The sequence below is a fragment of the Streptomyces sp. TSRI0281 genome, assembly GCF_001905125.1.
GTDB lineage: Bacteria > Actinomycetota > Actinomycetes > Streptomycetales > Streptomycetaceae > Streptomyces.
Genome location: NZ_LWLE01000001.1, coordinates 576287 through 586851, shown reverse-complemented (window position 1 = coordinate 586851; position 10565 = coordinate 576287). Strand labels below are relative to the sequence as shown.

The window sequence follows — 10565 nt, the reverse complement described above, 5'->3', positions numbered from 1 at the left end:
ATCGCCTCCGGCCACCTGCTCGGCCCGGACGTGCCGGTCAACCTGCGTCTCCTGGAGATCCCGCAGGGCCTCAAGGCCGCCGAGGGCACCGCGATGGAGCTCGACGACTGCGCCTTCCCGCTGCTGCGCAACATCGAGATCACGGACGACCCCAACGTCGGCTTCGCCGGTGCGAACGTCGCCCTGCTGGTCGGCGCACGCCCGCGCACCAAGGGCATGGAGCGCGGTGACCTGCTCTCCGCCAACGGTGGCATCTTCAAGCCGCAGGGCAAGGCCATCAACGACAACGCCGCGGACGACATCAAGGTCCTCGTCGTCGGCAACCCGGCCAACACCAACGCGCTCATCGCGCAGGCCGCCGCCCCGGACGTACCGGCCGAGCGCTTCACCGCGATGACCCGGCTGGACCACAACCGCGCGATCTCGCAGCTGGCCGCCAAGACCGGTGCCGCCGTCTCCGACATCAAGAAGCTGACGATCTGGGGCAACCACTCGGCCACCCAGTACCCGGACATCTTCCACGCGGAGGTGGCCGGCAAGAACGCCGCCGAGCTCGTCGCCGACGAGGCGTGGCTGGCCGACACCTTCATCCCGACCGTGGCCAAGCGCGGCGCCGCGATCATCGAGGCCCGTGGCGCGTCCTCGGCCGCCTCGGCCGCCAACGCCGCCATCGACCACGTGCACACCTGGGTCAACGGCACCGCCGCGGGCGACTGGACCTCGATGGGTATCCCGTCGGACGGCTCCTACGGCGTGCCCGAGGGCATCATCTCGTCGTTCCCGGTCACCACGAAGAACGGCACGTACGAGATCGTCCAGGGCCTGGACATCAACGAGTTCTCCCGCGCGCGCATCGACGCGTCGGTGAAGGAGCTCACCGAGGAGCGCGACGCGGTGCGCGAGCTCGGCCTGATCTGATCGGATTCCGGCCCCGGTCGGATCCGCCCGCTGTACGTCGAAGCGCCCCCGCAGCCTCCGCTGCCGGGGCGCTTCGTCGTTCCGTCCCGGTCAGCACCCGGTTGACGCATACCTGAACGATCCGTCGCACGTGTCGGCGCGACGGTCGGTAAATCGCCTCCAACGGGCGGCGCGATCCAGGTATGTTGTCCCCTTTCCATCACCGACTCGCTTCGCTGCCGGGCGGGTTGGGGTCAGCAAGGGGGAACCGGTGACCCGGAGTGCCGTGCCGCGGCCGTCGCAGGGCCAGGATGATCTGCTCGGGAAAACGCCCGTGCCTCCGGCCGCGAGCGAGGCGTGCAGACTGCTCTGCGCCGGGGTCTATCTGCACGACGGCTACCGCGATGCCGTGATCGACCAGCTCTATGTGCAGGAAGAACGGATCGCCGCGCCGTCGACGGGCTTCGACGCGGCACGGGTGCTGGCCCACGCCCTGCGGGCGCGCCGCGCCGAACTCTGGTGGGCCGCGGGCATCCTGTGCGCCTGGCTGCTGGGTGTCGTGCTCACCAGGGGTGCCCTTGCAGCCCTGGTGATGCCGAGCGTCCTCCTCGCCGTCGCCCCCCTGATCCGGGGGACGGCGCGCAACCCACCGGTCTACCGGCGTATCCCGGCGTTCCTGATGCGCTGGTACGGGCGGCTCCTGATGCTCGCCCTCGTGCTCCTGATGGCCGGCGCTGCCCTCTCCGGTCTCTTCGGCGACGACGATTCCGAGGGCTACGGCTCCTCCGGCGGGTACGGCTCCGACGGCTTCTCCGACTCCGTGCCGGACGGGTCGGATCTCGACTTCTCCGTACTGACCGGCGGTTTCACCTCCGATGGGTCCGGCTCGGGCACCGCCTGGGGAGCGCTGGCCTTCTTCGCCCTGATCGCCGCGCTGGTGGGGCTCCGGCGCGGCCAGTTCGCCCGGGTCATGACCGGTGAGCTGGCCAGGAAGAACTTCGCCGACCTCGCCGCCGACCCGGCCGAACGGGCCGTGGGCGGGCGCTTCCAACGGCTCCAGCAGCGGATCAGGCTGGAGCAGCACGCTCCGTTGATCATGTACAGCGCCAACGACCCGTTCTGCGGCGCCGGGGTTCCGTACCACCCGTGGAATCTGGCCGTCGAGCTCCGGCCGAGCGAGGACGGCCCGACCGAGCCGATCGACAACGCGCGGATCCTCCGCCGGATCGTGCCGCTGCTGGAGGCGCTGCGGGTGCCGTCCCCGCATGGTTCGCCGGAGGCCGCCGCCGCCGTACGCGACCGGCTCCGCGAGCTGCGGATCGACGAGTGCGTATTCCTGCCGGTCGTGGGCATGCCGCGGCGCGAGGACGCCCCGTACGGTCCCCAGGGCTTCGAAACCCACCGGCTGGGCGCCGTGGAGGAGGGCGGGGAGAGCCGCAGGCACTTCCTGCGCATCCGGGTCGGCGGGTGGAACGAGGAGGTCGTCGTCACCGTCTTCGTCCGGGTCCACACCCAGGGCGGGATGCTGATGCTGGAACTCGCGCCGCACGTCCTGATGCCGGTGCACCCGCTGTTCCAGGAGGCCGACCGGATCGCACACCGGCACCGCAACAACAACTGGCTGGGGAAGGCCGCCTGGGCGGTGGCACGCACCCCCGGCTCGCTGGTGCGCTCGGTCATCACTCTGGGGCGCGGCGGGGTCAGCGGCTGGACGCTGCTCACGGCGGGGAACAGCGGTGCGCTGCCGGACGGGCCCGCGTTGTCGATCCGGCAGCTGGGCGCGGACGACGAGGCGTCGCTGTTCCAGGACATGGACATCAACCGGTATCTGAAAAGCATTCAGGACCGGGTGACCGGTGGTGTACGACTGGCCCTGCGGGAGGCGGGCTGGCAGACCGACGAGTTCGAGCAGAAGGTCGTGAACATCGGTGCGGGCGGGGTCTTCATCGAGTCCGCGAAGGACAGCGCGATCGGCATCGGGGACCACAACACCATCACGCACACCGACAGGCGGACCGCGGCGGACCCGAACACGGCCGCCGGGGCGAAGCCGGGCACGAAGCAGGGTCCGGGCACACCGAAGCCGGGCACGAAGCCGGGGCCGGGCGCGCCGAAATCCCCGCCGAAGGCATCCGGCCCCGGTGCCGGCCCCGGCCCCGGACCCGGGCCGCGCAGCGACCAGCACCCGAACACCGGAGGTAAGTGATCATGGAGACGCCCGACGGGCAGGAGCGGGACCGGCGGACCGTCCACGTGGGGGCGGTGACCGGCAGCGCGTTCGCCATCGGTGATCACAACACCGTCACGCAGCACCAGCACGCGGCCCCGGCCGACGAGACCCAGGCCGAACTGCTGCGCGCCGTGCGGCTGCTCCGCGCCGACCTCGAACGGTTCGTCCCCTCGGACACCACGCAGATCCTCGACGCCGAACTGGTCTCGGTCGAGGAGGAGATCGGGACCGGTGGCGCCGCCGCACCCGGCCGGCTCGCCCGGCTCCAGGAAGCGCTGACGGCGGCCGGTGCCCTCACCGGGACGCTGGCGTCCGGCGTCGCCGTGGGACAGGCGCTCGCCGCCCTGCTGGGAGGCTGAACGATGACCGGGGGCGGCGGACCGCGCTGGAACGACGAGACACAGAGCTGGGAGACCGAGGAGCGGCGCGGCTACACCCCGCCGCCCCCGCCGCTGCCCTCCGTACCGCCCGTGGTGCCCGGGGTACCGGCGGTGCCCGTGGCCCCCGGTCCGCCCACGCCTCCCGGTCCGCCCACGCCGCCCGGTCCATCGGGTCCGCCCACGCCGCCCGGTCCTCCGGGTGCGTACAACAACATCACCGGGACCTTCGTCGCGGGCGGCGCGAAGTCCTTCCGGGAGCGGGTCACCCCGCTGACCGCCGGTCTCGCCGTGGCCGTGCTCGCGGTGGGGGCGGCGACGCTGTGGTTCACGCTCGGGGGCGGGGACGGGGACGGCCGCGAAGGTGCGCAGGGGGCCGGCGCCACGTCCACCGAGGCTGCGACCACCGGTGGCGGGGGTACCGGCGGGCAGGAGACCACCCGAACGGACAGCCCGCCACCCCCCGACGCCTCGGCGTCGGATTCCGTGTCGCCGTCCGGCGCCCTGGAGGCGGGCTATACGGAGGCCGACGACGAGAAGGGCTTCACGATCGCGGTTCCGGAGGAGTGGGACGTCCGCACCGAGGAAGGCGACGGGGTGTTCTACAAGCCGGCCGGCGGGGCCGAGCTGCTCCAGATCTTCCGGGTCTCCGAGCCGTCCATGACCGCGCTGAAAGCGGTACGCGCGGCCTCCGACGAGCGCAGCGTCAACCCGGGTTTCGAGGAGGTCCGGATCGGCGCGGTGGAGAACACCGGGGGCGGTGAGGCGGCCGAGCTGGTCTACGCCTACGACAGCGAGGAGGCCGGTGGCCGGCGCCAGGTCGTCGAGCGCGTGTTCACCGCCTCGGACGGACGGCTGTACGCGGTGCTGGTCGCCGCACCCGACACGGCCTGGCCACGTCAGGAGGAGATCCTGGACGTGGCCGTGAGGCACTTCGATCCGTACGGCAGCCCCTTCTGACGGGGGCCGGGCGCACCCGCGCCTCGCTCAGTGCTTGATGTCGCCGGGGGTGTAGTGGCCGGGGACCTGGCGGGTGGCCACCCCGAAGCGGTTCCAGGCGTTGATCACCGTGATCGCGGCGAGCAGCTGCGCCAGCTCCGCCTCCTCGAAGTGCTCGGCGGCCTTCGCGTACACCTCGTCGGGGACGAAGCCGTCGGTCAGGACCGTGACGGCCTCGGTCAGCTCGATCGCCGCCAGCTCCTTCTCCGTGTAGAAGTGCTTCGACTCCTCCCAGGCGCTGAGCTGGATGATCCGCTCGACGGACTCGCCCGCGGCGAGCGCGTCCTTGGAGTGCATGTCCAGGCAGAAGGCGCAGCGGTTGAGCTGGGAGGCCCGGACCTTCACCAGCTCGACCAGGAGCGGGTCCAGCCCCTTCCGGGAGGCGATGTCCAGCCGGACCATCGCCTTGTAGACATCGGGGGCGAGCTCGTGCCAGGCCAGGCGGGCCGGGTGTTCGGGGGCGTACGCGGAGTGGGTGTGGCCGGGGGCGGTGCGGTCGTGCGCGGGTGTCGTCATACCTGCGACATTACGGGCATGGTGGCGCAGCTGTATGGTCCATTTCCATGAGGGATTCCTGGGCCACTTTCGGCGCCGACCTGCACCTCGACCGGGTCGGCGGGGGCCTGCGCAGCGGGCTGATGGAGGCGTTGCGGAAGGCCGTACGCACCGGGCGGCTGGTGCCCGGTACCCGCCTGCCGTCCTCCCGCTCGCTCGCCGCGGACCTGGGCATCGCCCGCAACACCGTCGCCGACGCGTACGCCGAACTGGTCGCCGAGGGCTGGCTCACCGCCCGGCAGGGCTCGGGGACCCGGGTCGCCCGGCGGTCCGCGCCGCGCGAGGCGGACCGGGCCGCGCCCCTGTCCCGTCCGGTGCGGTCCGGGCCCGCCCACAGCCTGAAACCCGGGTCGCCGGACCTCTCCGCCTTTCCGCGCGCCGAGTGGCTCAAGGCCGCCCGCCGCGCGCTGACCGACGCCCCCAACGAGGCGTTCGGGTACGGCGATCCGCGCGGACGCGTCGAGCTGCGCACCGTACTGGCCGACTATCTGGCGCGGGCCCGGGGCGTGTACGCGGCTCCGGAGCGGATCGTGATCTGTTCCGGGTTCGTCCATGGGCTGGCGCTGCTGGGCCGGGTGCTCGGGCAGCGCCGGGTGCGGGAGGTCGCCGTCGAGTCGTACGGGCTCGATGTGCACTGGAGCCTTCTGACGGAGGCCGGGCTGCGCACCCCGTGCCTGCCGATGGACGCCCTCGGCTCCAGGACCGGGGAGCTGGCCGGGATGCACGGTGCCGGGGCGGTCCTGCTGACGCCCGCGCACCAGTTCCCGACGGGCGTCCCGCTGCACCCGGACCGGCGGGCCGCCGCGGTGGACTGGGCCCGGTCCACCGCGGGGCTGATCCTGGAGGACGACTACGACGGGGAGTTCCGCTACGAGCGGCAGGCGGTGGGGGCGCTCCAGGGACTGGATCCGGAGCGGGTCGTCTACTTCGGGACCGCGAGCAAGTCCCTCGCGCCCGGCCTCAGGCTGGGCTGGATGGTGCTGCCCCAGGGGATGGTGGCGGAGGTGGCCCACGCCAAGGGGGAATCCGACTGGATGACGAGTGCGCCGGACCAGCTGACGCTCGCGGAGTTCATCGCCTCGGGGGCGTACGACCGGCAGGTGCGGTCCATGCGGCTGCGCTACCGGCGCCGCCGCGACCAGCTCGTCGCGGCGCTCGCCGAACGCGCGCCGGACATCCGGGTCGGCGGCATCGCGGCCGGGCTGCACGCGGTCCTCGAACTCCCCGAGGGCAGCGAGCGCGCGGTGATCCAGGCGGCGGCCCGGCAGGGGCTGGCCCTGGAGGGCCTCGCCCGCTTCCGGCACCGCGACGCCCCGGCGGGCCGCGACGCGCTGGTGATCGGTTACGGCTCCCCGCCCGAGAGCGCCTGGGCGGGCACGCTGGACGCCCTGTGCCGGGTGCTGCCGTAGAACCGCCCGCCGCGCCCGCGCTCAGGTGCGCCGACGGAGCGCCACGCCCGTAGACCTGCGGCCCGCCTGCCGCGCCCGCGCCCCTGTGCACGCCCGCGCTCGCGAGGTGACACGTCGGCGTGGAGCACCGCACCCTGCCGCGAGCCGGTCACACCGGCCCGCGCACCGAACGCGCCGCCTACGCGCGCCGCCTACGCGCGCCGCCTACGCGCGCCGCCTACGCCGGGTCCGCCGCCTGGTCCACCGGCGCCTCGCCGAACCGGGCCAGGGCGAGCGCCCCCGCGACGGCCACCGCGAAGCCGGTGACGGCCAGCCAGCCCAGGCCGTCCCGGGTCTCGTCGCCGAGCCAGACGACGCCCACGAGCGCCGGTCCGATCGTCTCGCCGAGCACCATCCCGGCCGTCGCGGTGGTCACCGAACCGCGCTGCAGGGCCGACGTGAGCAGCAGGAACGCCGAGCCGCCGCCCAGCAGCAGGGCGTACGTCGCGGGGTTGGCCAGCAACGCGCCCGGAGCCACGTCGTCGATCAGCCGGACCGCGACCTCGACCACCCCGAAACCGCACCCCGCCCCGAGCCCCAGCGCGAGCGCCCGGGGCCGCTCGGGGAGCTTTCCGGCCGCCGCGCCGACGAGCAGCACGCCGCACGCGATTCCCAGCATCGACCAGCGCAGCGCGTCCGAACCCGTCAGATGCCCCTCCGAGCCGGAGGCGAGCCCCAGCATGCCCAGCCCGGCGACGACCACACCGACCGCGCCCCATTCGGTGCCGGTCAGCCGTACGTCGAGGAGACGGGCGGCGACCACGGCGGTGACGGCGAGGCTCGCGGCGAGTGCCGCACCCACGGCGTAGATCGGCAGCGAGCGCAACGCGATGATCTGGAAGACGAAACCGAGCCCGTCCAGGCCGAGTCCGGCGACGTAACGCCACTGCCGCAGCGCCCGCAGCAGCAGCGCCGGATCGATCCCCGCGTCGGAGCCTGGCCGTGCCGCGGCGCGGGCCGCGACGGCCTGCAGGACGGAGGCCGTACCGAAGCAGACCGCGGAACCGAGCGCGCAGATCATTCCCAAGAGCACATGGGGACTCTACTGGCGCGTGGTTGACGCACCGGGTTCCGGTCGAGTGGAGCGGCCATCTAATCTGACGAGCGGTCTGATGGTGGGCCGAACAGGACAGGGCAGGGCAACGGGGGAGCGGAATATGGCCAAGCGCAGGCTGAGGTCGAGCACCGTGGTGCTCGGCGGCATGGGAGTGCTCGCGGCGACGATCACCTCCTGCGGTTCGGACCCGGACCGGCGGTGCGTCGACCCGCTGACCCAGGACACGCTGCCCAGCTACGAGTGCCGGGGCAGCGGAAGCGGCGGGGGGAGCGGCAGCGGCTCGTACTACTACGGCGGCCGCACCGAGAACGGCAAGGTGACCGGCGGCAGCTTCGACAAGTCGGCGGTCGACCGGGGCGGCTTCGGCTCCTCCGGGACGGGCGGCGGCTGAACGCCATGCAGCGCCGCACCATCGAGCCGCGCCCCGGCTGGCAGGAGACCGTCGAGGGACAGGGCCTGGTCTACCCGCTCACCCGTTACCCGGACGGATCGCTGCGCCCCTACTGGGACGAGAGCGCCTACTACGCCTTCTCGCTCCCCGAGGTCGAGGCGCTCGAAGAGGTCGTCGAGGAACTGCACACGATGTGCCTGGCCGCGGCCGCGCACATCGTGGAGCGGGACCGGTTCGCCGATCTCGGCATCACCGACCGCCGGCTGACCGCGCTGATCGCCGAGTCCTGGCAGCGCCGCGCCGAACTGCCGTCCCTGTACGGCCGGTTCGACCTGTGCTACGACGGTACGGGCCCGGCGAAGATGCTGGAGTACAACGCCGACACCCCGACCTCGCTGGTGGAGGCGGCCAGCCCGCAGTGGTTCTGGATGGAGGACCGCTTCCCCGGCGCGGACCAGTGGAACTCCCTCCACGAACGCCTGGTCGACGCCTGGAAGCGGCAGGCTCCGCTGCTGCCCCCGGGACCGCTGTACTTCGCGCACTCGGACGGCGACGAGCTCGGCGAGGACCTGATGACGGTCGCGTATCTGCGCGAGACCGCCCAGCAGGCCGGGATCGACACCGAGGCGCTCTCCGTCGAACAGATCGGCTGGGACCGGCTGGCCGGGCGTTTCGTCGACGCGCGGCTTGGCTTCATCCGGAGCTGCTTCAAGCTCTACCCATGGGAGTGGCTGGCGACGGACCGCTTCGGACCGCATGTGCTGGACACCCTCGACAACGGCGGCGGCACCGGCACCACCTGCTGGATCGAGCCCGCCTGGAAGATGCTTCTCTCCAACAAGGCGCTGCTGGCCGTCCTGTGGGAGCTGTACCCGGGGCACCCCAACCTCCTGCCGTCCTACCTCGACGGCCCCCGCGAGCTGGCCGGGCCCGGCGGGGCGGGATACGTCTCCAAGCCCCTGCTCGGCCGCGAGGGTGCCGGGGTCGCCGTCCACGAGCCGGGAAGCGCGGCGGCGGTACGGGACGAGCCCTGCTGCTACCAGGAGCTCGCCCCGCTGCCCGACTTCGACGGCAACCGGGTCGTGCTGGGTGCCTGGGTCGTCGAGGACGAGGCAGCCGGGCTCGGCATCCGGGAATCGGCGGGGCCGGTCACGGACGAGTACGCCCGCTTCCTGCCCCACGTCATCCTCTGAGGACTGTCCCGTAGTCCCCGGCGGGCGCGCGACGACAGCGCCGGGCACCCCGCCCCTCACGGCCCCCGCCCCTCACGCACCCCGCCCCCGACGGATCGCGGCCGGGGACACTCACGCCCGGGCGCTCACACCGAGTCGCTCACGCGCTCAGGACCGCCCGGAGCTGTTCCAGGCCCCAGTCCAGGTCCTCCTTGCTGATCACCAGCGGCGGTGCGATCCGGATCGTCGAGCCATGGGTGTCCTTGACCAGCACCCCGCGCTCCATCAGCCGCTCGGAGATCTCCCGGCCGGTGCCCAGGGCAGGGGCGATGTCGATGCCGGCCCACAGGCCGCGCCCCCGGACGGCCTCCACCGCGCCGCCGCCCACCAGCAGCCCCAGCTCCCGGTGGAGGTGGTCGCCCAGCTCCGCCGCCCGATGCTGGAACTCGCCCGTCCGCAGCATCGCGATCACCTCCAGCGCGACCGCGCACGCCAGCGGATTCCCGCCGAACGTCGAGCCGTGCTCACCGGGCCGGAACACACCCAGCACCGCCTCCGACGAGACCACCGCCGACACCGGCACGACCCCGCCGCCCAATGCCTTGCCGAGCAGATACATGTCGGGCACCACGCCCTCGTGCTCACAGGCGAACGTCTTCCCGGTCCGGCCCAGGCCCGACTGGATCTCATCCGCGATGAACAGCACATTCCGCTCGCGCGTCAGCTCCCGCACCCCGGGGAGGTAGCCGGGCGGCGGCACCAGGACCCCGGCCTCGCCCTGGATGGGCTCCAGCAGCACCGCCACCGTGTTCTCCGTCATCGCGGCACGGAGCGCGGTCAGGTCCCCGTACGGCACGATCTCGAACCCCGGGGTGTACGGGCCGTAGTCGTCCCGTGCCTCGTGGTCCGTGGAGAAGCTGACGATCGTGGTCGTCCTGCCGTGGAAGTTCTCCGCGGCGACGATGATCTTCGCCATGCCGTCCGGGACGCCCTTGACCCGGTAGCCCCACTTGCGGGCCGTCTTCACCGCGGTCTCCACCGCCTCGGCGCCCGTGTTCATCGGCAGGACCATCTCCATGCCGCACAACTCGGCGAGCCCCGTACAGAAGTCGGCGAACCGGTCGTGGTGGAACGCCCTGGAGGTGAGGGTCACCCGCTCCAGCTGTGTCTTGGCCGCCTCGATCAGCCGGCGGTTGCCGTGGCCGAAGTTCAGCGCCGAGTATCCGGCGAGCATGTCGAGATAGCGGCGCCCCTCGACATCGGTCATCCAGGCACCGTCCGCCGAGGCGACGACGATCGGCAACGGGTGGTAGTTGTGCGCGCTGTGCGCCTCGGCGGAGGCGATGGCAGTTTCCGTGATCGACACGGGATCTCCGTTCGTCGTGGGGCGTGGGCGGGGGTGGTGCCCACTTTGTATCGTCGGTTCGATCCGGCGCGAG

The 10565-nt window shown here is 72.6% G+C and carries 10 protein-coding genes; 7 read left to right on the top strand and 3 right to left on the bottom strand.

Annotation, left to right across the window (positions count from 1 at the left end; translation table 11 throughout):
- The 4 genes from A6A29_RS02605 to A6A29_RS02590 all read left to right on the top strand — a co-directional run.
- The coding region (locus A6A29_RS02605; RefSeq protein ID WP_241838297.1) for a malate dehydrogenase at positions 1-918 on the top strand (918 nt) is incomplete at its 5' end.
- A 250-nt stretch (positions 919-1168) separates the two neighbouring features.
- Entirely contained in the window at positions 1169-3103 is a 1935-nt protein-coding gene (locus A6A29_RS02600; RefSeq protein ID WP_073718258.1) for a hypothetical protein, read from the top strand.
- Positions 3104-3105: 2 nt separating this feature from the next.
- On the top strand, positions 3106-3486 hold the full coding sequence (locus A6A29_RS02595) for a hypothetical protein (RefSeq protein ID WP_073718257.1): 381 nt from the start codon (positions 3106-3108) through the stop codon (positions 3484-3486).
- Positions 3487-3489: 3 nt separating this feature from the next.
- Positions 3490-4464, top strand: a complete 975-nt coding sequence (locus A6A29_RS02590) for a serine/arginine repetitive matrix protein 2 (protein WP_073718256.1) — start codon at positions 3490-3492, stop codon at positions 4462-4464.
- A 27-nt stretch (positions 4465-4491) separates the two neighbouring features.
- Here the strand turns inward: A6A29_RS02590 and A6A29_RS02585 are convergent, their stop codons facing one another.
- Positions 4492-5019: a carboxymuconolactone decarboxylase family protein gene (locus A6A29_RS02585; protein ID WP_073718255.1), complete on the bottom strand. Its 528-nt coding sequence runs from the start codon at positions 5017-5019 to the stop codon at positions 4492-4494.
- Between the two features lie 47 nt (positions 5020-5066).
- Here A6A29_RS02585 and pdxR point away from each other — a divergent pair, with 47 nt between their 5' ends.
- The gene (gene pdxR, locus A6A29_RS02580; RefSeq protein WP_073718254.1) at positions 5067-6467 is read left to right on the top strand and encodes a MocR-like pyridoxine biosynthesis transcription factor PdxR; all 1401 of its coding nucleotides are present in this window, start codon (positions 5067-5069) and stop codon (positions 6465-6467) included.
- 217 nt (positions 6468-6684) lie between these two features.
- Here the strand turns inward: pdxR and A6A29_RS02575 are convergent, their stop codons facing one another.
- The gene (locus tag A6A29_RS02575) at positions 6685-7527 is read right to left on the bottom strand and encodes a hypothetical protein (RefSeq protein WP_073718253.1); all 843 of its coding nucleotides are present in this window, start codon (positions 7525-7527) and stop codon (positions 6685-6687) included.
- Positions 7528-7663: 136 nt separating this feature from the next.
- On the opposite strand from A6A29_RS02575, the gene A6A29_RS02570 reads away from it, so the two are divergent.
- A complete protein-coding gene (locus A6A29_RS02570; RefSeq protein ID WP_073718252.1) occupies positions 7664-7954 on the top strand; it encodes a hypothetical protein in 291 nt (96 codons plus the stop codon).
- 5 nt (positions 7955-7959) lie between these two features.
- Positions 7960-9147 (top strand): glutathionylspermidine synthase family protein, encoded by a 1188-nt coding sequence (locus tag A6A29_RS02565; RefSeq protein ID WP_073718251.1) that lies wholly within the window; start codon positions 7960-7962, stop codon positions 9145-9147.
- A 139-nt stretch (positions 9148-9286) separates the two neighbouring features.
- On the opposite strand, the gene rocD is transcribed toward A6A29_RS02565, so the two are convergent.
- Positions 9287-10492, bottom strand: coding sequence for an ornithine--oxo-acid transaminase (gene rocD, locus A6A29_RS02560; protein WP_073718250.1), 1206 nt, complete (start codon positions 10490-10492; stop codon positions 9287-9289).
- Positions 10493-10565: the final 73 nt, after the last annotated feature.

Coding starts and splice junctions, on each gene's coding strand:
- pdxR (WP_073718254.1), top strand. CDS start 5,067: ATGAGGGATTCCTGGGCCACTTTCGGCGCCGACCTGCACCTCGACCGG.
- A6A29_RS02565 (WP_073718251.1), top strand. CDS start 7,960: ATGCAGCGCCGCACCATCGAGCCGCGCCCCGGCTGGCAGGAGACCGTC.
- A6A29_RS02595 (WP_073718257.1), top strand. CDS start 3,106: ATGGAGACGCCCGACGGGCAGGAGCGGGACCGGCGGACCGTCCACGTG.
- A6A29_RS02585 (WP_073718255.1), bottom strand. CDS start 5,019: ATGACGACACCCGCGCACGACCGCACCGCCCCCGGCCACACCCACTCC.
- A6A29_RS02575 (WP_073718253.1), bottom strand. CDS start 7,527: ATGATCTGCGCGCTCGGTTCCGCGGTCTGCTTCGGTACGGCCTCCGTC.
- A6A29_RS02570 (WP_073718252.1), top strand. CDS start 7,664: ATGGCCAAGCGCAGGCTGAGGTCGAGCACCGTGGTGCTCGGCGGCATG.
- A6A29_RS02590 (WP_073718256.1), top strand. CDS start 3,490: ATGACCGGGGGCGGCGGACCGCGCTGGAACGACGAGACACAGAGCTGG.